Consider the following 25,867-nt stretch of genomic DNA (forward strand, 5'->3'; position numbering starts at 1 on the left):
AAAAAAACAGCTTAGCTAAATCATGCCGCCATTGATGGAAATAATCTGGCCAGAAATATAGGCAGCCTGTTCTGAAGCCAAAAAACCAATAAGGTCGGCCACTTCTTGCGGTGTACCCGCACGTTTCATGGGCACCATACGGGCGATCTGCTCAGCTGGGAATGTCTCTTTGCTCATCGCTGTTTCAATAATGCCTGGTGCAACTGCATTTACCGTAATACCACGGCTAGCGACTTCTTGAGACAGCGACTTGGTCGCTGCGTTGAGTGCGCCTTTGGCTGCGGAATAATTAACCTGGCCGCGATTACCAGTAATGCCAGAAATAGATGAGACATTAATAATGCGACCCCAGCGGCTATGAATCATCGGCATCAATAGTGGTTGGGTCACATTGAAAAATCCGTTCAGCGAAACATCTATCACCCGATGCCATTGATCAGGGCGCATGCCTGGCATGACTGCATCGTCATGAATGCCAGCGTTATTGACTAATATCTGGATGGGCTGGTCTTCGATCAAAGGCAGCAAGGCTTTGATAACTGCGGCGCTATCCGTCACATCAAAACTCAATGCCTGGGCACTACCGCCCTGCTGGCTGATTTCTTCAGAGAGTTGCTGGGCAGTTTGTAATCCATGGTTAGCATGGATGAAGACATGGTAACCATCTGCTGCCAAGCGGCGACAGATCGCAGCCCCTATCCCACCGCTACCGCCGGTCACCAGTGCTTTTTTCATGCTATTTCTCCAAAATTTGATACCAGCGAGTCGGCATTCACAACAACCGTGGCGCGGCCATCCAGCAGTAATTTGCCATCGGCACTGATGCTAAATTGGTAAAGGATATTATTTTCATTGCGTGTGATGCAACTGGCTGTCACTTCAAGATCGGCCACAATGTCATCTAGGCGCGCTACATGCAATTGCGTGCTCCTGACACTAACCAGGTATCCTATTCGCGGCGCTACACCATCGGCTGGTGCCAGCAAAGCACCATGTACCGCCATCGCCTGTGCTGCATATTCAATGCCACATGCAGCACCTAACTGGTTGTAAGCGCGCAAGGGATTGTCAGTAAGTCGATGGCTACTGGCCTTGCACTGAATATTATCGCTATCCCAACTGCTTACGCTCTCCAGCAAGCACATGCTGCCCTGATGCGGAATGTGGCTGGCAATCCAGGCGTGGTCTAGCATATTTGGCTTTCGGTCGGTTCGACCTTTAGTGCCAGACGGCTATCATCCAGATAATCTAGCACCACACTCGTTGGTTTACCCATGGCGATGGCCGCTAGCAAAGGCAGGCCGCGTGCAGCAGGGATAGCCAAACGAATGGCTTCCAGAGTGGTGTCTGGCAATTGGTCGGCGATGGCATCAGTGATACTCAGTGTGATCTTGGCGAGCGTTTGCGGGCTTGGTTCTGGTGCCAACACCAGAGCAATTCCCAGTGAATCGTAAATCTTGCGTACGCTATACATAGGCTCGGGGTAGTTGGTATCGGCTGCTACCAATACGCAGCGCGTTTGATCAATACTGACTTGGCTCATGGCTTCCAGCAGCCCAGCACCAAAGCTGGCATCGTGCGCACAGAGTACTGAAGATGGCGTCATGGCGCCAGTTGCGATACTGCAATAACCAGAAGCCGCGTTATGCACAGAGTTATGGAAACGCGTAGGCGAAATTTGCCTATCATCAGAAGCGAGCATTTCGTTGATGGCATGGCAGTTATAACCATCGCCATTGGATAAGGTAAATACGCTAGGTAGACTTGCCGCATCAAGCTGAGCAGCATTAATAGCCTCTAGCATTATAGCCAGACTCAGTTTGATGATATCGCCACTACGCCTTCTTTCTGGTGCTGGAAGTAGCATCGGCGGCGGCAATACTGTTTTACTGGGTTCGTAAGGCTGTTTGCCCGTGAGCAAAAGCTGGCTTGACGGCCAGTCATTAAAGCTAGGCCCAAGCAAGCCTATACCCTCAATATAGGCGCTGAGTGTCACTGGGTTACTGTTGTTCATGCCTGATTCACTCATGATTAATTCGCCCGCCCAAACACCAGACTACAGTTAGTACCACCGAAACCAAATGAATTACTCAGCACACGCGATACTTTCTGCTCACGGTTCTCAAGCAAATAGTTCAGGCCCAGAGCTGGGTCTAATCCTCTTGTATTTAATCCTGCTGGCATTAAGTCGTGCTGCAGCGCCAAGGCAGAAATAACGGCCTCCACGCCGCCTGCAGCGCCCAAGGTATGCCCTGTGGCACCTTTGGTCGAACTGCAAGGTGTGTTGCTGCCAAACACCGCTTGCACAGCTTTACTCTCAGCCGTGTCATTGCTCTGGGTCGCGGTGCCATGCAGGTTAATGTAATCAATATCAGCCGCTTCTAAGCCAGCCATTTTCAGTGCGCCCTCCATCGCCATCTTTGCGCCCAAGCCTTCTGGATGCGGTGAAGACATATGATAGGCATCGCTGGACTCACCAATGCCGAGTAACAATACCGCGTCATTTTCTAGGCTATCTGGCACGCGCTCCAGCAAGGCGAAAGCTGCCGCCTCACCAACCGAGATGCCATCACGCCCACTATCGAATGGGCGGCAAACCTGTTTGGATAAAAGTCCCAGCGAGTTGAAGCCATATAAGGTGGTCAGGCACAACGTATCTACTCCACCAACCACCGCTGCATCAATCAGGCCAGTTTCTATCATGCGTCGGGCGGAACCGAACACCTTGGCACTGGATGAACATGCAGAGGATATCGCCACCGCAGGTCCCTTGAGGCCGAAATACTGGCGCGTAAAATCAGCGACTGAAAAGGTGTTCTGGGTTTTGTCGTAAACAAAATCTGGCGGTAAAGCGCCAGTTATAGGGTCTAGGCGTCGATAAGCCAATTCTGTTTGTAAAATGCCTGAAGTGCTAGTACCCATGAATACGCCAATGCGCGATGCCCCATATTTGGCAACGGCTGCTTTGACTGCCTCGGCAAACCCGTCCTGCTCCAGCCCGAGTTGCGCCAGGCGGTTATTGCGGCAGTCAAAAGCCTCTAGACCAGCTAGCATATTCGTCTTATCGACCGCAGGCACTTCGCCGATAAAAGTGGGCAAATCCACCGTATCAAAATTACACGGGGTCAGGCCAGATCGTTGCTCACGCATAGAAGCCAGCGTTTGCTGCACGCCACGGCCAATCGCGCTAGTGACAGTGAAATGGGAAAGTAATAATGGCTTCAAAAGCAGTCTCTAGTCGTTAAATACAGTTTAAGAAATAGATTGGACATCAGCTTGGCGCAAGGTGACAAACTTCAGTTTCAAGATTTTGGCTGCTGTTAATACGGTAGGCAACACTGCGATAAGCACTGGTATATTATCCGCACTGCGCGCGGCATTACCATCGTGCAATAACAGGATAGCACCTGGCTGTAAACCGCTTAACAGCTTGTTTTTCACATTGTCGACGTTGCTCACCCTGGTATCAAAAGCGCGTACCGACCAGCTGACCAGGCGCAAGCCCAGCTTGGCCAATACCGGCTCCAGAAACGGATTACGTAACCCAGCTGGCGCCCGAAAGAATTTCGGTGTTTGACCGGTGATGGTGCTTAACGTGTTCTGCGCAGTCTGTAATTCACGCTCAAACCCAGCCAGACCCAGTAGCGAAAAGTTATGCCGGTGTTTTTGGCTATGGTTCTCGATGGCATGCCCACGGCGCACAATCTCTCGGCAAAGATCGGGGTATTTCAATGCTTTAATGCCGATACAAAAAAAAGTCGCTTTTACCCGATACTTGTCAAGTATATCCAGCACCTGTGGCGTCACCACAGGGTCGGGACCATCATCAATCGTCAGTGCGATTTCATTTCTGGCGATGGCTGCTGCTGGTAATGTTGTCCAGTTCTCGCCCAACCAATGACTGCGTGGCCATAAACCTATCAGCATGATGGCGAGATGGTTTGCAATCAAGGCACCCACCACCCACTGCCAGTAAGTTGGATAGACGATCAGCATTAACAAAGACCAAAGATGGATGGCAAAGGTCACCCGTATAAAGCGGGTGGGTTGCCATGGCCGTGAATGATTCTGCTTAATCACTGCTGTTCACCTTGCAATTGGGGAGATTCGCTTAATGATTCCTGCATGAATTGGCGATCCAGAAAATTCTGCCACAATTGCCGCCATACCGCCCATTCATGACCTCCAGCTATGCTATCAACATGTGCTGGCGGTAATGCTGTCGCCATCATGCGGTGACCTGCGGAAAAGCGGTCATCCTGGCCAATTCCTAGATGTATTGGTATGTTGATAGTGGCACTCTCTTTCAGCCAGCGCCAAATGCGGCGTTCGGTATCGAGTGTTGTAACAGCCTCTGGAGACCAACTGGCTAAACCACCCGCCGCCATTATTTCATTGGTGATCATGCGATTACCCGGATATGGTGCCATTAAAAACATACCCGCAATCTGGTTGGGATAGCTCTCCGCATAAGCCATGGCAAGATATCCGCCGATGGAAATACCAGCTAGCCAGACCGCTTGGCCAGCGGCTAGCGCAGGCTGAACCAACTGGGTATGAATTTCAGCAAGCAGACTATCATCGGCTACCTGATTAAACGGCAACTCCAGCATGGCGACATCCATCGGCAACTGCTGATCTCGCAAGGCACTAACAAAACCATAAGCGACAAAATCCTCTGGCATGCCGTAAGCGCCCGGCAACAGAATCAGCAGCGCAGGTGCTAGCTGGTCATGCGGATAAAGATCAGTCAGTATGCGCATGGTTTTTCCTGGCGAATATGGCTGAAAATATCAAGGCAAGAATGACGCCAGGAGCAACCGTCATCCCCATGGCCTGCAATACTGGCACTGTAGAAAAGCCGAGCAGGCCAAACCCAATCACGGTTGCAATATTCGCGAACAGCAAGGAGGCAAAAGTACACGGCGCCATCTTGGGAATGGCATCAGCCTGATCAAAAAACAGGGCATAATTTGAGCCGATAGCGACGACCAATAGCAAACCGATCAGGTGCAGGATAATCAACTGCACTCCGCATAATGCCAGCCCAGCAGTGACCGTAATAACGGCAGCGGCCAGAGGTAAGATGATACGCCCCACCCTGCTAGGTGAACGCAGTACCACGAGTAGCAGAACGATGATGGCGAGCAATCCGAGCAGAGATAGCACAATGGCTTCATTCAAATAGGTGCTATAGAGCTTGTTCGATTCGGCCTTCAGATCAACAAATAAGGCGCCAGCCACAGCGCTTTCACTTAGGGCAGAACGGATGCTGTCTGCATTGATTTCACCGCCTTCTGGCGCGGTCAAAGGTAGCAAAGCACTCCAGTGTTGACCCTTGTTAATCAACAACGCATCAGCGGCCATCGCCATTGAGGTATGTTCAAGATCAGCCCGCTGCAGCAAAGCTTGTTCACGTACGGCTGCAACATCGGCTAGAAACGGAGCAAAGCGGTCTGCATGCACTGGTAACCCCTCTACCGCCTGTGCCAGCCTTGCTGATAAAACCTCGTTAGCAGGCAAACTGGCTTGCCGCGCACGCTGAGTGCTAAGGCTAGGCAAATAGCGCGCAGGGCTCTCAAAGCTCGCCAACTGGCCTTGCTCCACTAGCGCTTGCAGCGGTACCGATACCTGCTCGGCGGCTTGCAGTACCGACTCCTGGCTATCGCCAGAAACAACTACCAGATAACGCACATCGGGTGCGCCCAGGTTGCTGCGCAAGCGTTTATCCAGCGCTTGGTCAGCAGCAGAAACAGGGCTTAATGAGGCAAGTTCGTGATTCCATAAATGTGCCCGATGGCTATAAACAATGACGCATGCGGCCAGCACCAGAATCAGTACATAAGCCCTGAAAGCGGTTGCATGCTTTGCCTGACGAGATAGCCACTGATCGATACGGCTAACATCGTGGATACGGAAATCTCTCGGCAGTAAATATGGCAAGACGAAACGGGTCATGGTGGCGGCGGCAAGCAAACCAGTGATGGCATACAAACCAAGTTGTGCCAGCCCAGGAAAGCCTGAGATTAATAGCGAAGCGAAGCCAAAAACAGAGGTCAGCACCCCGAGACGTACTGTTGGCCAGGATTGCTGTACCCAATGCTGACGGCTGGCTTCAGTCCGACTGCCCTGCTCTGACTGCATGAAAAGATAGATCGAGTAGTCCACCGCCTCGCCAATCAGTGCGGTGCCAAAACCTAACGTAATGCCATGCACCACTCCAAAACCAAGACTGACGGTAGCAATGCCCGCAAGTGCACCAGTAATCACCGGCAGCATACCCAACAACAATGCGGTCAGTGAGCGGTAAAGCAGGTAGAGCAATAGCGCAATCAGCAATGAGCTGATGACAAATATCAACCTGACCTGTTTTTTAATGCTGTCGCGTGCGCTTACTGAAAATACGCCAGGCCCTGTCATTTCCAGTGTGGCTGATGTCGCGGTTGAAGCATGGGCAAAGCTTTGTTGGATAAGCTGCATCGCCTGTTTTTGCGCATCGGTATCCGAGCCTGAAGCGCGTGTTTGCAATAAGAGTAATGCAGTCTTGCCATCTTGCGAGGCCCAAGCACCATCAAGCAGTTGCGGGTGATGGCCATTATCCAGCTGCTGTAATAGTTGCACCATTTCCCCAGTCGGGTCATGCGGCAACAGCGACTTAACCAGCAAACCAGCGGGAGATGCCAGTAGGTCTACGCTATCGCCTATGGCTGCATGTAAACCAGATACGCTAAACCTTTCGGGAGTGACCGTATCACTCAACAGGTAACGGTTATTAAACAGGTAGGCACGGTCACGTGCGGTATTTACTGGCTCGCCATTGTTCACACTGACAAAGCTTGGGTCGTTACGCAACTGTTGCGCTAAAGCTTTAGAAATTTTCGCACGGCTGGCTTCATCAGTGCCTTCAATCCCGACCAGTATTAATCTCGATACCAAGCCATCACGCAACTGATCCATCAATAACTGCTGTTCAGCAGTAGGTGAACGTGGCAGGAATGCTGACAGGTCAGCGCTAAACGAACTGCGGCTGATAATACCGATACATGCCAAGATGAAGACCAGCCACAGCACAATGGCTGTTCTGGCAGGCTTTAAGAGTGTAGTGCTTAGCATGCGTTATGGACTCTGGGCATCATTGCGTGGCGAGCTTTTCGATGGTCATGACTGAGCTATCGCCATCTGCTTGGATAATCTGGATAGTACGTAGGTCGCCATTCGTGCCATTGATACGGATGCTCTGCACGATTTTTTTCATCTTGTCGTCTATCGGCATCAGCAGCAAGGTCCAGTCTTGCGCCTCACCTAGCAAACTCAATTGGTAAGTCTGTTGCAGCGCCTTGCCGTCACCCGCCAACGTACCGCGTATGCTATCTATAAAAGCTGCTACCTCTGGATAGTCTTGCAATTGCAGACGATGCTTCTGCTTGCCTCGCTCCAGCGTCAGCGTTCCACCATCTAGGATCATAGTTTCGAGCTTGGGCTTTAAGGTACGCTTTTCCAAGTGGTCTGGCGCGGTATAAAACAACTCGCCAGACGACTCAACTGGCTGATCTAGCATGGCGATGGATTTTTTCTCGATAAAACGGGCATGCCCATTGCGATTTTTTGCCAAGGTCTGCATGAGTTGCTCAATATTCCAGCCAGCTTCTACTTCAGCTGCTTGGGGGCTAGTCAAACTCAAAACTAGACTACAAACCATGGTTGCATTGACAAGCCAACGCAATATTGACGAGGAATGATATGGCATATGTTTAGCTCTCATTGCGTACTCCTGGCTGTGCAGGCCGCCAGAAATCAAAGAAATTGAACCAGTTATAGGGCGTCTTGCGGCAGTGATGTTCGATCAGGCTGGCATAAGTGGTGATTGCATTCTGTATAGTGATAGCACGTTGCCCTGTGGGAATATCGGAAAAGTCTGCCAAAGGTTGAAAATGGATCTGGTAACGGTTACCGCCCAGATAAACCCCGGCCATGAACATCACTGGCCTGCGCAACAAAGCCGCCATGCGAAACGGCCCATTGGGAAACAAGGCCACATCGCCAAGCAGATTGATTGGCGTCATGATCTCTTCACCCAGCGTGCGATCGGCCAACATGCCAACCACCGTGCCATCATCGAGCCGTTCACGTACTTTGAGCATGGAATCGATATGGCCTAGGCCAATGATGTCCTGCCCCGCTTCGGGATTAATCGCAGCAAGCATCGCATTGATCTTCTGCGCATTCTCTTCATGCATAGTCATGGCGACACGCAGATCGGGGATCTGCCGACCTATGGCGCGAATCACCTCGAAACTACCCATGTGCGCGCCCATGAGAAAAAGGCCATTACCTTCAGCAAGCTGCTGGCGGATGGCTTCTGTGCCGACAATTTCAATATCGAACAAATCAAAACGCTTGTTAATCAGGTAAATACGGTCATGAATGGTAGAAGCAAACCAGAAGAAATGACGGTATAAATCAAGCCAGGTAGCTGGACGAGCCAATGCGCGGTTCAGATATTCACGCGATGCCTGACGGTTTGCGCTGGAAAACAACAGAAAATACGCGCTGATTGGATGCAAGAAAAGCCTGCCGACTGAACGCCCCATCTTCAGCGATATCCAGCTCATGATGCGTAGCAGCGACATATTGCTACGCTCTCTGGATGCAAGCCAAAGTTGTGTTTCTGCTTGTTTGGTATGCGGTTCGGTCACAAATATGGTTTCAGTGAGTTCAAGATAAGGGATTCAAAACGATAGACCCTGTGACAATTTTGCGTATTCCCGCCAGTACATCAAACCGAATCGCCCCATTGGCTTGGGTTTCATAGTCAATCACAGCAGACTCGCCTGGTTTTAAGGGGCTGAGAAATTTAACCGCATTGATCTGGCAGCTCTCTAGTGGTTGGCCGCTTGCTAGCATTAAGGCATGCAATACTTCATCAAGCAAAACCACACCAGGTAGGATGGGTGTGCCAGGGAAGTGACCAGCAAAAGCGGGATGGTCGGCGGCGATGAGGAGCTCAACTTGCGCACTCATGCGACCTGCTTCCCGATTTCAGCTTCGATTAGTGTTTTCAGTGATTCACGTGGCAGCTTGCCTGTGCTGTTACGCGGCAATGCATCTACAAATATTAAACGTCGAGGTAGAAATACGGCATCCATACGCTCACGCAATGCCTGCATGAGCACTTGCAGATCAAGCGTAGGCGCTACCACGCAGGCCACTAGGCGGGTAACGTGGTCATGCGATATCTCATCTGGCATGAAAAAAGCACCATCTAGCACCCCGGGGATTGAATTCAATAAATGATTCAGGCTGGCGAGTGAGCCGCGTTTGCCTGCGATGTTAATGATGTCGGACGTGCGCCCGCACAGCAGAAAATGGTTCTCTCGTGTGGTTTCAATCACATCGTTCAATGGCACGGGGACTTCTATGTGCGCGCCTGTCGCCCATATATCGGCGCCGCGCTGTGTAAGCTGTACACCTGGCAATAACTGCCATTCATCACTTTGCGTTGGGCGGCGACTGGCAACCTGACCAGTCTCGGTACTACCGTAGATTTCAATTAATGGGCACTGGGTTTTTGCTTCAATGGCCAATGCCAACTGGGGCGACAGCGGTGCTGTCGCCGAGACTACAAGAGCTAATTCGGCTACGTCTAGTTCAGACTCCAGCAACAAACGCATATGCACAGGCGTAGAAACCAGCACTCGCGGTGCAGGGAGCGCCTCAATAGCTTCGCAGATATCAGCAGGATAGAACGGATGCCCACTGACCAATGCATTGCCACTTTGTAACGCCACCATCACTGTTGATTCAAGCCCATACATATGCTGCGGCGGAACCGTACCGAGAATTGCATAAGAACGATCACTGAGTAAACCCAACCGCTCTGCTTCTGCCCTGACATTACGTACCAGGGCACCCCAGCATTTGGCATGAGGCAATGGCCGACCAGTGGTACCAGAGGTGAATAGAATCGCGACTTGCTGCAACGCGTCTATCTCTGGTATTTCTCTCTTTGCTAATTCTTTTGGCTGAATATCACGCTCTGCTGGGTAACGCATCAGTGGTAAATCAATCGTGCAATTGGCACTGTCATGCAGGCAAAATACGTCTGGCGCAAAATCCTTGAGTTGCCTTACCATTTCTGGCGTGTGATTGGGCGGCAACAGGCTGACTTTTCCGCTAACAATGGCTGCCGCCAAGCCGACTGTGAAGTGATAACGGTCATGGCATATATTCAGTAGATAATTACCAGTCGGCATGATCGCAGCAAGTTGTGCGACATCGTCCAAAAACTGCGCAACTGTAATTGCAACGCCTTTGCGCCATGCAAGTATTTCATTGACTGACTGATGACTGACCAGAGGGTACTGGGTTGGCGTATTTGAGTGACTCATCAATTCATTGGCCACGTGCAGAAGCATTGCGATAGGCACGCACCGCATCAAGAATATGCCCAGATGGCACATCGGGTAACGCAATTCGGCGTGCCAGATATTCAAGCGCAAACATGAGCGCTGTCAAAGGCAGAATCAGGAAGTTAGCAAAAATGGACCAAGTTGTTAATGGCGCCATGAAAAACAACAGGGTTGAGATCGCTGCCATCAAGCCAAAGAAAATCACCCAGGCGATAGTGACCATATGAGCGTAATGATGGTGTCCAGGTGAGAGCGGTCCATGCATCATGCTGGCAAACTCAACACAGAGTGGAGTGCGGCCAGACAACAATGTGCGCGCGAATGTAGCCATTAGCATGATTTGTAAACTGACATCCTGTACCCAGAAAATAAACCCTGTATGGCGGGCGATTAAAGGCCACGCCAGCCAGGTAATAATAAGGGTGGAAGTAAGTAATAAGATGCCAGCAATGCGAGATGCGGAATGTGCGGCCATTGCCAGACTGATAGCGAGTATCGGCAGAACAGCCAAGATAACGCCTAAAGTGCTGGGCTGCCCGCTAGCATTTACGTAATGTACCAACACTGCATAAATCAAGAACATGGCCGCAATGCCAACGAAACGGGCAATACGGTTTAATTCAAGCATTAACGCGTTCTTTGCTTGGCGACGTATTCGGTCAGATTACCTAGAGAGCTGAAGATTTCATGATTGCCCTCGTTATCAGCTTTTAATTGCAAGCCATAACGTTTAGAGACAACAAGCGCGACTTCAAGAATATCGATGGAATCAAGTCCCAAGCCATCCCCATAGAGTGGGGAGTCAGACTTGATTTCCGTGGCTGCAACATCCAGATTTAATGATTGAACCATCAATTCCGCAATTTCTAGCTGAAGAGACGTACCGCTTAAAGAAGTTGCCACATTAGTTTCTTGCATAATTTTATTTAATTTTTCAGTAAATTTTTTAATTAGGGTTTGCGTTTATTGGCGGTAATGAGTGGTCTTTAACTTATATTGCAATGTTCAAAAGCAATTATAAATAAAAAACGTATTTCCCCTATTAGTAGCGAGCCTAAATTTGAGTAAGAAACATCCTACATGGGACTAATCTCTCGTATCTTAGCGACGAACAAGATATTTCTATTGTTTATGCATAACTTTATTTTCACTTTGGGTATGATGCTTAAAACTAAATAACAGGCTAGATATGGCATTGAATAAGCTTCAACGTATAGGAATTGGGTGCTCAATTTTGTGGATTATCGGCATCACGCCCTATTATGCCAAATTGGAATTACAGACGATTGAAAAAGTGGGCGCTGAACAATATGCTCAATGCATGAACACGCCTAGCGCAAGAGCTGATTTTTGCAACCGAGAAGATGATATTTACAAAGCCAGCTTTAACGATGATCAACTGGTATCGAATGCGGCTTATCATTCCCTATTTCAGGTTGCAGTCGCATGGTTGCTGGGCTTTGGACTATTGCGCTTATACAGGCGTATGAAGGGACCCAGAAGCTAGAGACTGAGAGCAAATAAAAAGGGACGCGTTTGCGTCCCTTTTTATTTAATTAAATCAGACTTCCATATTTTTGCCTCTGTACCAAGTCACAAAAAGCGATACTATCCAGAGCAAAGCCTTGAAGGTATTCATCACTGGTATCAAGCTCCAGAACATATTACCAAGCACTTGCCTGCACAGCATATTCTTAAAACAGGTAGTTTTATAGATTGTTGATAGCATGCAAATGCCTAGCGATACGAAATAGATAATCAGGTAGTTGTAACTCATGGCTTATTAGCTATTTTGCGCTTATCTTGCTACAGATAAGCCTATACGTAATTGGGTATCGTGATCCTGATTGTATTCCAGCAAGGTTTCACCATAGCCAGAGAGCAATTGCAGATGCAGGAATGTACCAGTTCGAGCGAATATCTTGTCGCTGATCGGGTAAGACATATCTATTTGGCCAGATGCATATCCACCCGTTCCTTGACGGTATAAACCTGCCAGAATCAAACCATCTTCGCGGCCATAGCGGGCTTGCCAGTCGACATAGCCACGATATTTTTGAATATCCGGGTTGTCACTTTTTTCAATGTAGTCATAAAACTTTGGCTGCAAGGTCAGGCGTTTGCCATTGGCAAGGTCTATATTCCAGATCGGGCGTACAAACCCGATATTGAGTGATCTTGAATCGACCCCCGCTTGGCCGTTTGATTCATGCTCCAGGCCAGCTTTCCATTCATCTGGCATTAAACCTCGCCCAGAAGTTGTCCACTTGTAATAAAGGCTAGGCCGATAGCTTGTATCTTTAAACGGGCTAGATCGCCCCCCGATATCCCATATACTGGTCTGCGTGTAAGCAAAGTACATATTGCTTAAAAATGGAGCATATTGTGCCATGGCACTGTCTGGATCAAATGGTCGATATTTGAAACTGATCTGGAATCGCGCATCAAAATCGCGTTCTGCATTAGACCCTACAATAAAATATATAGGCTCATTCGCTGATAAAGGTGGCTCTTCACCTGGCTGTGCAATGACTACTTTTGGTAGCCCAGCGTCTTGAAGCTTTTCTGGATTGCTGCCTGGCGTAGTTGCAGCTACTTCTAAATGACTGATTTCATCATCACTGCTCGCAATCACAACTAAGCGATTTGAGGCTTGATCAGATAATTCGGAACGCACAACGCCAACAAACTTCTCTTTTGGTACGCCAGCATAAATATGCCTGACATCATCTGGCTGCTTGGCAGCAGCGACCAACTCAACTTCTTCAGTGAGGCCGCTGCCAGAAAGTTTAAGGTGCAACTTCTCTGGCCAAGCGGCAACGCTTGCAGGCTTAACCACTTCAACAGTGATCTTTTGCCCTGTGTTGATCGCCTCAGTTTGAGTGGCTATCAACCATTTATCTGCTGCCTGGCTAGTTAAAGGGATCGTTAAACTAAATAATATGGAGTAATGAATTGCCCATTTGGTGTGCATGCCTGTCTTTCATAGCGAATTTAATTCTGTCTATTTTGCCACAGTAGTTTCAGGCAATGCATAAACCACCAAACTATCCCCTGCTTTGTAGCCAAATATCGAGTTACCGCCTGCAGCCACCGCAATATATTGAACACCATCAATTTCATAGCTAATTGGTGGCGCATTCACACCAGCATCATTTTTAGATTGCCAGAGTAAGTCGCCATTAGCCGCATCAAAGGCATCAAAATTACCGTTGCCTTCGCCTGTGAATAACAAACCACCTGCGGTGATTAGTACACCGCCCACCATGGGTTGCTCGATCTTTTGTTGCCAGGCAATTTTACCGTTACTTAAATCGATTGAAGACAACACACCCCAACGTGGCTCATCTGCTGGCTCTGATGACGCATAGCGAATACCTGGGTTGCCATCTTTGGGTGGTGCTTCGTGCAAGGTGTATTTAATTGGGGCATGAATGCCAGCCACGTAAGCACGTTGCTTGGTTTGATCAATTGCTGAAGGCGACCAGTTCGAACCGCCCAATATACCAGGGTAAAGCGTTACACCTTCAGTTGTGGCTTTGGCAAACAGATTATGCTGCGGCACAAAGGCTTCAGACTTCATCAGCAATTTACCAGTCAATCGATCATTGACGTAATACCAGCCAGTCTTACCTGCTTGCCCCACGGCAGGAATGTGCTTGCCGTCATGCACCCAGTCAAACAACACTGGTGGGCTTGCCAGATCGTAGCCCCAAACATCATGCGGCACTTGCTGGTAATGCCAGCGTAACTTGCCTGTTTCAACATCCAGGGCTACCAGTGAAACTGTGTAGAGATTATCTCCAGGGCGCGAAATATCGTTCATTTGGGGAGACGGGTTACCGATGCCAAAGAATAACAAGCCGCGCTGGGTATCAATCGCTGGCGTCGTCCAGGCCGATCCACCACCAAAACGCCACGCATCTTGATATTGAGCAAACGTCGCCTTTTCATTATCAAGATCACGATTCAGGTTAACGCCATCGGAGGTTGTTGGTGTAAATGTGCCCTCCCAGCCTTTTGCTGGAATCGTATCAAACTGCCATACGCGTTTGCCTGTATTCACATCAAAAGCGGCCAGAAACCCAGGGCGACCATAGCGGCCAGTCACACCAATCACTGCGCCGAGCGGTGCATCTGCTCTCGGGTTATCAATATGCAGCCCATATCCCACACCCGTAATACCGACAATCACTTTGCCTTTATAAACCACAGGTGCCATGGAGATGCCGATACCAGTACCACCAGAAGTTTTCTTGTGGCTATTTGGGTCATCTTGATCTAGCGATTCCTGACCTTCAGTCAGCACGGCAGCATCAACTGCATTGATATCCCATACTACTTTGCCTGTTTTTGCATCGAGTGCGATCAAGCGAGAATCTACGGTACCAATAAACACTTTGCCATTGCCCACCGCTACACCACGGTTAGCGGGGCCACAGCACATTTGCCAGTCTTTACGTCTGTCGTGCTCATAACGCCAGAGTTGTGCCCCTGTTTTTGCATCCAGCGCCACCACGTGGTCATAGGGCAGCGAGAGATACATCACGCCATCGACCACAATCGGTGTGGCTTGAAAGCTAGCATTTACCCCGCTTTTAAATGTCCAGGCTTTAGTGAGGTCTTTAACATTCCCTGTGCTGATCTGGGTAGAGGGCGCAAAGCGCTGGTTGTTGTAATCCCTGCCGAAGCTTGGCCACTCTGCAGAGCTTGGGCTGGTAATATTTTTAGTTGTGGCATCTGGGCTGGCCGCATGAGCTGCAGTGATGGCTGAACCACCCAAGCATAGCGCCAGCATTAGAATTTGGCTTACAAGCTCATACAATCTGTTATTTGTCTTCATTGTTTTCATCCTCTCAATCATTTTTTATTCAGTAATACTTTTGTGACTCAAAATATCTATTAACATTTTTTCTCAATGTTCATTCTAGCTATATACTGATGTGTATAGAATAATAGCCAGTTTTAGTGGGTTCTGTATATCCTAATTAGTTGACATTTTCACAACATCCACACAATATTCATAAAAGAACCTTAACCTAAGCCAACTAAAAACAAGCCATGGCCCAAGAAAATTCATCCCCTGCTTATCTTGCCGAACTACTTTCTAAAGTGGGTTTGGGAGATCGCGCCGCTTTTAGTTCACTTTATCAAGCAACATCCGCGAAACTATTTGGCCTCGCCTTACGTATATTGCTTAGAAGAGATTTGGCAGAAGAAGCTTTGCAAGATGCATTTGTCAAAATTTGGCATAACGCAGAAAGCTTTAACCCTGAAAAAGCTGCTGCCATGACTTGGATGACAACCATTGTGCGCAATCGCTGTTTGGATGTATTACGGGCATCACCGCATGAAGCGCAACTAGCAGAAGAGCAGAGTTTTGATGATTGGGCGTCTGAAGACTTAGGCCCACTTGCAGAAATAACAGCATCAACTGAAGCAAAGGCATTAATGAACTGCATGAGCCACTTAGCACCATTACAACGCCAAACCATTGCTATGAGCTACTTTCATGGCTTGGCGCATGAGCAATTGGCACAGCAGCTGGTTCAACCACTAGGTACGATCAAAACCTGGATTAGGCGTGGCCTGCAAGTGCTAAAAAACTGCCTGACAACGGCATAAATTAGAAGAGAATTGAAAACCAGACAATAGCATGAGATACGACGACCCAAATTTAAGAGAAATGCTGGCAGCTGAATATGTGCTGGGCACGCTACGTGGTGCGGCACGCAGGCGTTTTGTCAGGATACTCTCAGCTCGTATTGATTGGCAGCAATCGGTTGAGTGGTGGACAAATCGCATCAACTTGATTGGGTTAACGGTTACTGAAGTAAAACCATCAACTAAGGTATGGAAAGCGATTGAAGCTAGAGTCTATGGCGCAAAAATCGCCTCAAAATTATCTTGGTGGCGCAACTTGGCAGTTGTATCGTCACTGCTAGTGGTAGCCCTAACCTTTACTTTAAGCAATAATTTATTGCAAAAACCTGTTGAGCCTTTAGCGACGCAGGTGGCTTTGCTAGCCAATGAAGAGGCCAAGCCTGGCTGGATATTAAGCTATAACAAAAACGCCAAAGGTGAAACTACACTGCATGCGACTGCACTGGTCAGCTTGGCACCGATTAGCAAAAAATCGTACGAGCTATGGATATTACCGCCAGACAAATCTGCGCCTATCTCACTGGGCGTTTTACCTAATACTGGCGATAGCCAGATTCAACTGCACGCCACATTAGCCAAGTTAGCCAAAGAAGGCACTTTAGCCGTCACGCTTGAGCAATTGGGCGGCTCACCTGACGGTAAACCTAAAGGGCCGGTGGTATATCAAGGCAAACTCGCGCAAATTTAAAATATTCAGATTTTTATTCAAAAAAAAGCGCACCTAAAAATGCGCTTTTTTTGTTTTATTGAATCTAAAAAACTTTTACTGCGTATATGTAATCAATGAACGGAATAGTTCGACTTAACAATGACTCAATAAAGGGAATACATAGTCATGCAAGTAACTAATTTAGCGATCAATTGGTCTGAACGTGGTCTTGTGCCAGATTACGCAATACGGGCAGGCATACGCCGCTTGGTAAAAACACGGCTTAAGGAAATCTCAGCATCCGATTGCGAAACAGGCGCAGATATTGAAAGCCGTTTCGTTGCGCACATGAATAAATCGCCAATCGCGCCTTTGCCAGAAATGGCCAATGCACAGCATTATGAAGTCCCAGCTGATTTCTTTCAGTATTGCCTGGGAAAACATCGCAAATACAGCTCATGTTTCTGGACAGAAGACACCAAAACGCTAGATGAAGCCGAAGCACTCGCGCTAAAAATCACCTGTGAACACGCAGGCATCAAGAACGGACTCAAAATTCTGGAACTTGGTTGCGGCTGGGGCTCGCTGACCCTGTGGATGGCAGCACAATATCCTGATAGTCCAATCACAGCAGTCTCAAACTCACATTCCCAGCGCGAATATATTACTGCGGAAGCCAATAAACGCGGCCTGTTCAACGTGGAGGTGATTACCCGCGACATGAACGAATTTGAAGCCCCAAGCCAGTATGACCGAATTGTATCGGTCGAGATGTTTGAGCACATGCGCAACTATCAAAAGTTGTTTGGCAAAGTGCATGATTGGCTGGTACCTGGCGGCCGCTTCTTTATGCATATATTTGTCCATCGGCTAACGCCCTACGCCTTTGAGGTTGCTGGTGACGATGACTGGATGAGCCAATTCTTCTTCTCTGGCGGCATTATGCCGAGCGATGATCTACCGCTGCGCTTTCAGGACAAACTCAAGATCAAGCAACTCTGGCGTTGGAACGGCACGCACTATGCAAAAACAGCCAATGCGTGGCTGGCCAATATGGATGCCAATTACGACAAGATCAAGCCTATTTTAGAAAGCACTTACGGCGCACAAGACACGGAGATTTGGCGCAACCGCTGGCGCATTTTCTATATGTCTTGCGCTGAGTTGTTTGGCCTTAAGAATGGCCAGGAATGGTGGGTAACGCATTACCTGTTTGAAAGGCCTGCTGACTAACATGGGCAAACTCTGGATCAACATCTTAGGTTTTCAAGTGGCATGGTTTGCTTGTGTCTTGGGCGCGGCCAATGGCTTACCTTGGCTAGGCCCCCTGGCGACATTACCTGTGGCGGCGCTTCATCTGTTTCAAGCCAAGGCAAAACGGGCTGAATTACTGTTGATGCTATTTACGGTCACTGTGGGCAGCGTGTTTGATCAATCATTACTCACCGCTGGCTTGATTCACTACCCACAAACAACCATGCCTGAGTACCTGCTACCGCTGTGGATGCTCGCTTTGTGGTTAGGCTTTAGTACAACACTCAATGTCAGTTTGCGCTGGATGCGCCAGCATGTGGCAATCGCATCGCTATTTGGCTTGATTGGCGGCCCACTGGCCTATATCAGTGGCCAAAAATTAGGCGCGATGCAACTGCTTGAATTTAATACTTTGATGATAGTACTCGCCATAGGCTGGGCGCTTATAGTCCCTGCCCTGCTTCTGATTTCAACCAAGTTAGATGGCTACGCAGAAACAAATGACGGAGCGGCTCATGTTTGATGCACATGCATATTTCATGGCATTAGGCGCAATCAGCCTGTTTGCGTTCGTGGGTTGGATAATCTGCACCTTGAGAAGCAACGTCACATTAGTGGACAGCATGTGGAGTTTGTTTTTTCTAATTGCAGCAATTGTTTACTCACAACAAGCCGAAGCTGTTTCAGAAAGAGCTTCTGTGATCATCCTGCTGGTAGTCATTTGGGCGCTGAGATTATCCATCTATCTCACTTGGCGTAACTGGGGCCCGCATGAAGACCATCGCTATCAAGCCATACGCAAGAATAATGAGCCTAACTTCTGGATTAAAAGCCTGTATATCGTATTTGGCTTGCAAGCGGTACTGGCCTGGATCATCTCGTTACCACTATTAGGCGCAATTCACGCTACCAAGCCGATGTTCTGGTTAGATTTTGTGGGTATCGCCCTCTGGTTGCTTGGCTTTCTATGGGAAAGCATAGGCGATTGGCAACTGGCAAGGTTCAAGGCGCAAGCCAGCAACAAAGGCAAAGTCATGGATACTGGCCTATGGCGTTTTAGCAGGCACCCAAACTACTTTGGCGAATTTTGTATCTGGTGGGCTTATGGATTGATAGCTCTGGCTGCAGGTGCTTGGTGGAGTTTGCCAGCCCCACTATTGATGACATTCATGCTACTCAAAGTCAGTGGCGTGGCGCTGCTGGAAAAAGACATAGGCGAGCGACGCCCAGCATATGCCGACTATATCAAGCGTACTAATGCGTTTTTGCCTTGGTTACCCAGAAGTAAATGAGCGAGAAAGAATCATGAGAAAACTCACACTATTTTTAGCGTTCATCCTGATCTCCCAAACAGCCTCTGCTGAAGAATGGGCATTTAACGTATTTCTGGATAAAAAACCTATCGGCGAACATACGTTCACCATCAATGAAGCACGCGACACATTGACCAGCAAGGCTAAGTTTGATGTGAAGCTGCTATTCATCAATGCCTACAATTATCTGCATGCTAGCAATGAGACATGGCAAGGCGATTGCCTGACAAGCATTGATGCCAACACCAATGACAATGGCGAAAAAAGTGTGGTGACTGGCAAGCTAGAAGGCCAGAACTTTATTTTGAATACGCCAAAAGGCAAACAAACCCTGCCCGCTTGCATCATGACTTTTGCTTACTGGAACCCAAAGATGTTGGGCCAGAGCAAATTGCTTAACCCGCAAACGGGCGACTATCTGGATGTAAAAATCACGCAAATAGGTAAAGAACAAATCGAGGTGCGGGGTAAATCGATAGATGCCGAGCATTACAACGTGATCGCCAAGAAAATGAACATTGATCTCTGGTATTCGCCAGATAAAGAGTGGCTGGCTTTGCGATCTACCACGCCCGAAGGCCGCATCATTAACTACAAGCTCAAGTGAATAATATGATGAATAAAACTAACCTAAAACTTCGTAAGCTGACCATTGCCTTATGCGCCGCATTGCTTAGTGGATGCGCCACGACAAAGCTGCCTGACATCAAACCAGTACCAAACGTTGAGTTGTCCAGATTCATGGGTAGCTGGTACGTGATAGGCGTGATACCGACGTATATTGAAAAAGAAGCTTACAACTCAGTTGAGTCTTACAAGCTTGACGCAGATGGCACGATTGCGACCACCTTCACCTTCAACAAGGGCGCATTCGAGGGTCCTGTAAAAACCTATACGCCACGTGGGTTTGTGGTTGAGAACACCAACAATGCAGAATGGGGCATGCGGTTCATCTGGCCAATTAAAGCGGAATACAAGATCGCTTATCTATCCGCTGATTACGGTCAAACCATCATCGCCCGCAATGCGCGTGATTATGTCTGGATTATGGCGCGCACGCCTGTAATTGCTGATTCAGAATACAAAACCCTTACAGACTATGTTGCAGGCTTGGGCTACGACATCAGCAAGCTACAAAAAGTACCGCAGCAATCATTGAACGACAGAAACAAAGCTAAAGGAAAATAATGCAAGTATCGAACAAACATTCGATTTTTACCCGACTCACTCGCTGGCTTGATAGCAGCCTTGTACCCGAAGTAAGTGCGGCAGATGCCAATCAGAAACAAGTAGATTGGCTGCGGGTATTGCCTTTTGTATTGATGCATCTCGCCTGTTTATCAGTCATCTGGGTAGGCTGGAGTGCCTTTGCCGTCGGTTTTGCGATTACGCTGTACGTGCTAAGAATGTTTGCCGTCACAGGCTTTTACCACCGCTATTTTGCGCATAAGGCGTTTCGCACATCGCGCTTCATGCAGTTCTTATTTGCCGTGTTAGGTGCCACCTCTGTGCAGCGCGGCCCTTTGTGGTGGGCGTCACACCATCGCCATCACCATGCCTATTCTGACCGCGACGAAGATGCGCATTCACCAGTGCGCCACGGTTTTTTCTGGAGTCACTTGGGCTGGTTTTTATCCAATACGCATTTTGCGACCAAACATGAGCGGGTAAAAGACTTCACTAAATTCCCGGAGCTGATGTTTCTTGATCGCTTTGATGTATTGGTACCGATTTTCTTCGCGCTATCAATCTATGGTTTCGGCAGCCTGCTTGAGGCCTATGCGCCAGAACTCGACACCAGTGGCCTGCAGTTGCTGGTCTGGGGCTTTGTGGTCTCGACTGTAGTGCTTTATCACGCGACGTTCAGCGTCAATTCACTTGCGCATGGCTGGGGTAACAGAAGATATGCCACCAAAGACCAAAGCCGTAACAATCTTATTATTGCGCTGTTTACCCTTGGTGAAGGCTGGCACAACAACCATCACCATTTCCCGGGTTCGGCCAAGCAAGGCTTTTACTGGTGGGAAATTGATCTTACTTTCTACGGCCTGAAAGCCTTGGAAGCCTGCGGCCTGATCTGGGATTTACGTGCCGTTCCCAAGCATATTCGCGAAGCACACCAGGTTGAAGCAACCTTATGAAAATCGCCATCATCGGGTCAGGTATTGCTGGCAATACGCTCGCTTACCATTTGCATAAAGATCACAAGATTACGGTGTTTGAAGCAGGTAGCTATATTGGCGGTCATACCCATACCCACAATATCGTTCATGAAAAACGTGAATATGCAGTAGATACTGGCTTCATCGTCTTCAACGACCGCACTTACCCCAATTTCATTCATATGCTAGAAGAGCTGGGCGTGGCGTGGCGCGCAAGCAATATGAGCTTTAGCGTGAAGTGCGAAAAGTCGGGCTTTGAATACAACGGCACTACGCTGAACTCACTGTTTGCGCAGCGCCGCAACCTCTTTCGCCCTTCTTTTTATCGCATGATAGGCAATATATTGCGCTTCAATAAAGAGTCGCTGGCATTGCTTGAAGATGGCGCTGAAATCAGATTAGGCGATTATCTGAAGCAAGGTGGCTATAGCCAGCAGTTTATTGACTATTACATCATCCCCATGGGCTCTGCTATCTGGTCAACTGACGCCAAGCAAATGCTTGAATTCCCTGCGCGTTTCTTTGTCAGGTTCTTTCACCACCACGGCATGCTCTCTGTGAGTAATCGGCCTGAATGGCGCACCATTGCTGGTGGTTCAGCACGCTATGTAGAAGCGCTAACTGCAGGCTTTAAAGACAATATCAGGCTGAATACACCTGTCGCAAAGGTACGCAGGCTCAAGCAATCAGTGAGAGTAACGCCAGTGGGTGGCGTTGAAGAAAGCTTTGACTGGGTATTTTTTGCCTGCCACAGCGATCAAGCGCTGACTATGTTAAGCGATGCGACCGAGGCTGAACGCGAGATTCTTGGCACTATCCCCTACCAAGAGAATTCAGTCTTTTTGCATTACGACCAAAGTCTGCTGCCTAAACGCAAACTGGCTTGGGCTGCGTGGAACTACCATGTCACCCCTACGCCGACTGATCGCGTGGCAGTGACTTACAACATGAATATCTTGCAGGGCTTGGAATCAGAACAACGATTGCTAGTGACGCTTAATCACACCAAAGGCATCAACCCAGCAAAAGTGATCAAGCGCCTGACTTATCATCACCCTGTTTACACAACGGCTGGCGCTGCTGCCCAAGCCCGCCATGCAGAAATTAGCGGTACAAACCGTACGGCTTATGCGGGTGCTTATTGGCGTAACGGCTTTCATGAAGATGGCGTGATGAGTGCGTTAAAAGCGCTTGAACATTTCAATGCAGCTACTCAAGCAAAGGTCGCTTGAAATGCAAAGCGCGATTTTCACAGGCTGGGTGAGGCATCGCAGATTTCTGCCTGTGGAACATGCTTTTCGATATCGCATTTACATGATGTTTCTTAATCTGGATGAATTGCCAAGGCTATTTGGAAAAAGTTGGCTGTGGTCTGCCAAGCGCCCTAATCTCGCTTGGTTTAAGCGTGACGATTACTTTGGCAATCCTGAACAATCCCTTAAAACATCGATTGAAGAACTAGTATTGCAAAAAACTGGGCAACTGCCAGCAGGCCCCATTTGTTTGCTGACTAACATGCGTTATTTCGGCTACTGCTTTAACCCTGTCAGCTTTTATTACTGCTTTAAGACTGATGGTAAGACTTTGCAAGCAATTGTCGCCGACATCACCAATACGCCTTGGAAAGAACGGCATGCCTACGTGCTGGATTGCACTAAAGAAACCAGCATTAACAAGTTGCAACGCTTTAATTTCAGCAAAGAGTTTCACGTATCGCCGTTTATGCCTATGGATATTGAGTACGACTGGCGCTTTTCAACGCCAACCGATCAACTTAACGTTCACATGCGTAATTTAAGGGGTGGCAGCAAGATGTTTGATGCCACCATGGCACTAGAGCGCAAGCCCATCAACAGTCTCAATTTAGCCTGGGTGTTGTTGGCTTACCCTTTCATGACACTCAAAGTTATTTTCGCTATCCATTGGCAGGCCTTATGGCTCTGGTTGAAAAAAGTGCCCTTTATTAGCCATCCCCAAAAAATCAGTGCAGATCATCATTAAGCACATATTTTAAGAAATACAGGAGTTCCCATGAAAAACAGTCAAACCAGCAATGCTTACAACCAAAACTATCAATTAGATACCCCGCCCACGCTTAAAAATCTCAAACGGAAACAGCGATCAGGCTGGTTGCAAAATATCGCACGCAATCTTGTGCTGACACGGCTGCAGTCTCTAGCGGTCGGCAAACTGACCATCGTTGAAGATGAGCAAAGACATGAGTTCGGCAAAGATGGTGGCTTGAGTGTGACGATCAATGTGCATGATGCGCACTTTTATGGAGAGATTGCCTTCGGCGGCTCAATTGGCGCAGGTGAAGCCTATATGCTGGGCTATTGGACGACCAACAACCTGACCGACCTGATACGCCTGATGGTGCTCAACCAGCAAATGATGGATACCCTTGAAGGTGGCCTAGCCTGGCTGGCGAAGCCAATACTAAAGGGTTTGCATTGGATGAACCGCAATACCGAAGATGGTAGCCGTCGTAATATCGCGGCGCATTATGATCTTGGTAATGACATGTTTCAGTTGTTTCTCGACCCCACCATGATGTATTCCTCCGCCATTTTTGACCATGCAGACATGACGTTGGAACAAGCTTCCAAAAGCAAACTAGAGCGCATCTGCCAGAAACTGCAATTATCGCCGAATGATCATTTGCTTGAAATCGGCACTGGCTGGGGCGGGTTTGCCATTTATGCTGCCACGCATTATGGGTGCCAAATCACCACGACCACCATATCAAAAGCCCAGTTCGATCTAGCCATTGAGCGCGTAAAAGCCGCTGGATTAAGCGATAAAATAACTATTTTATTAAGCGATTACAGAGACTTGCAAGGACAATTTGATAAACTGGTTTCAATAGAAATGATCGAGGCTGTGGGTCACCAGTTCTACGATACTTACTTCGCCAGTTGCGCCCGACTTTTAAAGCCAGAGGGCATGATGTTGCTACAGGCGATTACGATTGCAGATCAGCGTTACGAAGCCGCCAAGAGTTCAGTGGATTTTATCCAGCGCTATATTTTCCCTGGCAGTTGCATACCATCGGTGACTGCGCTGCAAGACAGCATTACCCGCGCTTCTGACTTGCGCCTGTTCAATCTGGAAAATATTGGCCCGCACTATGCCCGTACTTTGGCAGAGTGGCGCATTAATTTTTTCAAGAATATTGATGGTATCCGCAAGCTAGGTTATTCAGAGGAATTCATCAAGATGTGGGAATTCTATCTATGCTATTGCGAAGGCGGTTTTGAGGAACGCGCGCTAGGCGATGTGCATATGTTGCTAGTGAAACCCAACAACAGAAGGTCAGCATTGCTGAACCAGCTTAGCCACCTAGTTCAGTAACGCTGGGCTGAGAGTTGCTAAGCGGCGATTTCAACCCTGTTACGCCCTGCCTCTTTCGCCTGTAACAGCGCGTTATCAGCATTTACTACGAGTTGGTTAATATCCACCGTCTCAGTTGAAAAATCTGCGCTCGCCAAACCCAAGCTGATCGTACATTGAACGTCCTCGTCGCCAGATTTGATACTGGCTTTACTCACCGCTATACGTAATCGTTCCGCTAGTTTTACGGCATCCTTCTGTGAGGTGTTCGGCAAGATAGCCAGGAACTCTTCGCCACCATATCGGCCAACAGAATCATAGGATCGCAATTGATTGCGCAAGGCTTTAACGACTGAAAGCAGAGCAGCATCGCCCACAGGGTGGCCATGCACATCATTGATTTTCTTGAAGAAGTCGATATCAATCATCAAGATGGAAATCTGCGTTTTCTGGCGAAGACCTAAGTCAGCTTCGCGCTTCAAAATATCTTCAATCGCCCCGCGATTCCAGATATTGAGCAACGAATCCATCATGCTGTTACGGCGTACTTCATCTAACTCAAGCAGCAGGTTACGCATGGCCGTACTTAAACCACGGGTGGCGAATACTGATTCTATCCAGTAACCAATCGCATCCAGCGTTTGCCTGTCATCTTCGGTGAAAGTACGCGGTTCGTGGTCCACAATACAAAGCGTGCCAACGATATGATCTTCTGTATTCCGCAATGGGCGGCCTGCATAGAAGCGAATATTCATCTGCTCACACACATAAGCGTTATCGAAAAAACGCTCATCTGTTTGTGCGTCTTCTACCACCATCATTTCGCCAGTGAATACAATGTGGCCACAGATTGATACATCGCGAGGCCCTGAGTTAATGTCTAACCCTACTTGCGATTTAAACCATTCATAGTCATCCGCGACGATAGAGATGAATACAACGGGTACATTAAATATCTTTTGTGTCAGGCGGGCTATGCGGTCAAATACCTCTTCTGCTGGGGTATATAGAATCTGCATTTTTTTGATAGAGGCAAGACGTTCAGCCTCGTTTGCAGGGATAGGCGCTTTCGTCATAAAAAAG

Annotated in this window: 29 protein-coding genes; 12 read left to right on the forward strand and 17 right to left on the reverse strand. The window is 48.3% G+C overall.

All coding sequences use genetic code 11. The features are described from left to right. Positions 1 to 15: 15 nt before the first annotated feature. The 13 genes from fabG to ZMTM_RS07260 form a co-directional block, all read right to left on the reverse strand. A complete protein-coding gene (fabG, locus tag ZMTM_RS07200) occupies positions 16 to 735 on the reverse strand; it encodes a 3-oxoacyl-ACP reductase FabG (RefSeq protein ID WP_221763246.1) in 720 nt (239 codons plus the stop codon). Then, entirely contained in the window at positions 732 to 1,193 is a 462-nt protein-coding gene (locus ZMTM_RS07205; protein ID WP_221763247.1) for a 3-hydroxylacyl-ACP dehydratase, read from the reverse strand. Before ZMTM_RS07205 ends, fabG begins: the two co-directional genes overlap by 4 nt. After that, positions 1,187 to 2,029 carry a beta-ketoacyl synthase chain length factor gene (locus ZMTM_RS07210; RefSeq protein WP_225906973.1) on the reverse strand — a complete coding sequence of 281 codons (843 nt, stop codon included), beginning with the start codon at positions 2,027 to 2,029 and terminating at the stop codon, positions 1,187 to 1,189. Before ZMTM_RS07210 ends, ZMTM_RS07205 begins: the two co-directional genes overlap by 7 nt. 2 nt (positions 2,030 to 2,031) lie before the next feature. Further along, a complete protein-coding gene (locus tag ZMTM_RS07215; RefSeq protein ID WP_221763248.1) occupies positions 2,032 to 3,225 on the reverse strand; it encodes a beta-ketoacyl-[acyl-carrier-protein] synthase family protein in 1,194 nt (397 codons plus the stop codon). 27 nt (positions 3,226 to 3,252) lie between these two features. Beyond that, on the reverse strand, positions 3,253 to 4,080 hold the full coding sequence (locus tag ZMTM_RS07220) for a polysaccharide deacetylase family protein (RefSeq protein WP_225906974.1): 828 nt from the start codon (positions 4,078 to 4,080) through the stop codon (positions 3,253 to 3,255). Beyond that, on the reverse strand, positions 4,077 to 4,763 hold the full coding sequence (locus tag ZMTM_RS07225) for an alpha/beta fold hydrolase (RefSeq protein ID WP_221763249.1): 687 nt from the start codon (positions 4,761 to 4,763) through the stop codon (positions 4,077 to 4,079). The genes ZMTM_RS07220 and ZMTM_RS07225 overlap by 4 nt, the downstream gene beginning before the upstream one ends. Then, entirely contained in the window at positions 4,747 to 7,113 is a 2,367-nt protein-coding gene (locus ZMTM_RS07230; RefSeq protein WP_221763250.1) for an MMPL family transporter, read from the reverse strand. Before ZMTM_RS07230 ends, ZMTM_RS07225 begins: the two co-directional genes overlap by 17 nt. Positions 7,114 to 7,132: 19 nt before the next feature. Further along, complete coding sequence (locus tag ZMTM_RS07235; protein WP_225906975.1) at positions 7,133 to 7,675, reverse strand: LolA-related protein; 543 nt, start codon at positions 7,673 to 7,675, stop codon at positions 7,133 to 7,135. A 76-nt stretch (positions 7,676 to 7,751) separates the two neighbouring features. Further along, positions 7,752 to 8,696 carry an LpxL/LpxP family acyltransferase gene (locus tag ZMTM_RS07240; RefSeq protein WP_225906976.1) on the reverse strand — a complete coding sequence of 315 codons (945 nt, stop codon included), beginning with the start codon at positions 8,694 to 8,696 and terminating at the stop codon, positions 7,752 to 7,754. 19 nt (positions 8,697 to 8,715) lie between these two features. After that, entirely contained in the window at positions 8,716 to 9,021 is a 306-nt protein-coding gene (locus tag ZMTM_RS07245) for a hypothetical protein (protein ID WP_221763251.1), read from the reverse strand. Next, positions 9,018 to 10,388: an AMP-binding protein gene (locus ZMTM_RS07250; protein ID WP_221763252.1), complete on the reverse strand. Its 1,371-nt coding sequence runs from the start codon at positions 10,386 to 10,388 to the stop codon at positions 9,018 to 9,020. Before ZMTM_RS07250 ends, ZMTM_RS07245 begins: the two co-directional genes overlap by 4 nt. 4 nt (positions 10,389 to 10,392) lie before the next feature. Beyond that, positions 10,393 to 11,037: a COG4648 family protein gene (locus ZMTM_RS07255; protein WP_221763253.1), complete on the reverse strand. Its 645-nt coding sequence runs from the start codon at positions 11,035 to 11,037 to the stop codon at positions 10,393 to 10,395. Beyond that, the gene (locus ZMTM_RS07260) at positions 11,037 to 11,312 is read right to left on the reverse strand and encodes a phosphopantetheine-binding protein (RefSeq protein ID WP_225906977.1); all 276 of its coding nucleotides are present in this window, start codon (positions 11,310 to 11,312) and stop codon (positions 11,037 to 11,039) included. Before ZMTM_RS07260 ends, ZMTM_RS07255 begins: the two co-directional genes overlap by 1 nt. Before the next feature lie 286 nt (positions 11,313 to 11,598). On the opposite strand from ZMTM_RS07260, the gene ZMTM_RS07265 reads away from it, so the two are divergent. Beyond that, positions 11,599 to 11,916, forward strand: coding sequence for a hypothetical protein (locus ZMTM_RS07265; RefSeq protein ID WP_221763255.1), 318 nt, complete (start codon positions 11,599 to 11,601; stop codon positions 11,914 to 11,916). 54 nt (positions 11,917 to 11,970) lie between these two features. Here ZMTM_RS07265 and ZMTM_RS07270 read toward each other — a convergent pair whose 3' ends face one another. The 3 genes from ZMTM_RS07270 to ZMTM_RS07280 are packed head-to-tail and all read right to left on the reverse strand — an operon-like array spanning position 11,971 to position 15,252. Further along, positions 11,971 to 12,186: a hypothetical protein gene (locus ZMTM_RS07270; protein WP_221763256.1), complete on the reverse strand. Its 216-nt coding sequence runs from the start codon at positions 12,184 to 12,186 to the stop codon at positions 11,971 to 11,973. 21 nt (positions 12,187 to 12,207) lie between these two features. Beyond that, entirely contained in the window at positions 12,208 to 13,383 is a 1,176-nt protein-coding gene (locus ZMTM_RS07275) for a phospholipase A (protein ID WP_221763257.1), read from the reverse strand. A gap of 30 nt (positions 13,384 to 13,413) precedes the next feature. Next, on the reverse strand, positions 13,414 to 15,252 hold the full coding sequence (locus tag ZMTM_RS07280) for a pyrroloquinoline quinone-dependent dehydrogenase (RefSeq protein ID WP_221763258.1): 1,839 nt from the start codon (positions 15,250 to 15,252) through the stop codon (positions 13,414 to 13,416). A gap of 218 nt (positions 15,253 to 15,470) precedes the next feature. On the opposite strand from ZMTM_RS07280, the gene ZMTM_RS07285 reads away from it, so the two are divergent. The 11 genes from ZMTM_RS07285 to ZMTM_RS07335 all read left to right on the forward strand — a co-directional run bounded on the left by ZMTM_RS07285 (position 15,471) and on the right by ZMTM_RS07335 (position 24,805). After that, positions 15,471 to 16,034, forward strand: coding sequence for a sigma-70 family RNA polymerase sigma factor (locus ZMTM_RS07285; protein WP_221763259.1), 564 nt, complete (start codon positions 15,471 to 15,473; stop codon positions 16,032 to 16,034). Positions 16,035 to 16,065: 31 nt separating this feature from the next. Then, the gene (locus ZMTM_RS07290; RefSeq protein ID WP_221763260.1) at positions 16,066 to 16,761 is read left to right on the forward strand and encodes an anti-sigma factor; all 696 of its coding nucleotides are present in this window, start codon (positions 16,066 to 16,068) and stop codon (positions 16,759 to 16,761) included. A gap of 147 nt (positions 16,762 to 16,908) precedes the next feature. Further along, positions 16,909 to 17,955 (forward strand): SAM-dependent methyltransferase, encoded by a 1,047-nt coding sequence (locus tag ZMTM_RS07295; RefSeq protein WP_221763261.1) that lies wholly within the window; start codon positions 16,909 to 16,911, stop codon positions 17,953 to 17,955. A 1-nt stretch (position 17,956) separates the two neighbouring features. Further along, entirely contained in the window at positions 17,957 to 18,499 is a 543-nt protein-coding gene (locus tag ZMTM_RS07300) for a DUF2878 domain-containing protein (protein WP_221763262.1), read from the forward strand. Further along, complete coding sequence (locus ZMTM_RS07305) at positions 18,492 to 19,268, forward strand: DUF1295 domain-containing protein (RefSeq protein ID WP_221763263.1); 777 nt, start codon at positions 18,492 to 18,494, stop codon at positions 19,266 to 19,268. The genes ZMTM_RS07300 and ZMTM_RS07305 overlap by 8 nt, the downstream gene beginning before the upstream one ends. Before the next feature lie 13 nt (positions 19,269 to 19,281). Then, the gene (locus ZMTM_RS07310) at positions 19,282 to 19,896 is read left to right on the forward strand and encodes a DUF6134 family protein (RefSeq protein ID WP_221763264.1); all 615 of its coding nucleotides are present in this window, start codon (positions 19,282 to 19,284) and stop codon (positions 19,894 to 19,896) included. A 5-nt stretch (positions 19,897 to 19,901) separates the two neighbouring features. After that, a complete protein-coding gene (locus tag ZMTM_RS07315; RefSeq protein WP_225906978.1) occupies positions 19,902 to 20,477 on the forward strand; it encodes a lipocalin family protein in 576 nt (191 codons plus the stop codon). Continuing rightward, entirely contained in the window at positions 20,477 to 21,430 is a 954-nt protein-coding gene (locus tag ZMTM_RS07320; RefSeq protein WP_221763265.1) for an acyl-CoA desaturase, read from the forward strand. Before ZMTM_RS07315 ends, ZMTM_RS07320 begins: the two co-directional genes overlap by 1 nt. Then, positions 21,427 to 22,683 carry an NAD(P)/FAD-dependent oxidoreductase gene (locus ZMTM_RS07325; RefSeq protein ID WP_221763266.1) on the forward strand — a complete coding sequence of 419 codons (1,257 nt, stop codon included), beginning with the start codon at positions 21,427 to 21,429 and terminating at the stop codon, positions 22,681 to 22,683. The genes ZMTM_RS07320 and ZMTM_RS07325 overlap by 4 nt, the downstream gene beginning before the upstream one ends. Before the next feature lies 1 nt (position 22,684). Continuing rightward, entirely contained in the window at positions 22,685 to 23,452 is a 768-nt protein-coding gene (locus tag ZMTM_RS07330; RefSeq protein WP_225906979.1) for a DUF1365 domain-containing protein, read from the forward strand. Between the two features lie 30 nt (positions 23,453 to 23,482). Then, positions 23,483 to 24,805, forward strand: a complete 1,323-nt coding sequence (locus ZMTM_RS07335) for an SAM-dependent methyltransferase (RefSeq protein ID WP_221763268.1) — start codon at positions 23,483 to 23,485, stop codon at positions 24,803 to 24,805. 17 nt (positions 24,806 to 24,822) lie between these two features. Here the strand turns inward: ZMTM_RS07335 and ZMTM_RS07340 are convergent, their stop codons facing one another. Continuing rightward, positions 24,823 to 25,860 (reverse strand): sensor domain-containing diguanylate cyclase, encoded by a 1,038-nt coding sequence (locus ZMTM_RS07340; protein ID WP_221763269.1) that lies wholly within the window; start codon positions 25,858 to 25,860, stop codon positions 24,823 to 24,825. Between the last annotated feature and the right edge of the window lie 7 nt (positions 25,861 to 25,867).

Source organism: Methyloradius palustris (assembly GCF_019703875.1).
GTDB classification, from domain to species: Bacteria; Pseudomonadota; Gammaproteobacteria; order Burkholderiales; family Methylophilaceae; genus Methyloradius; species Methyloradius palustris.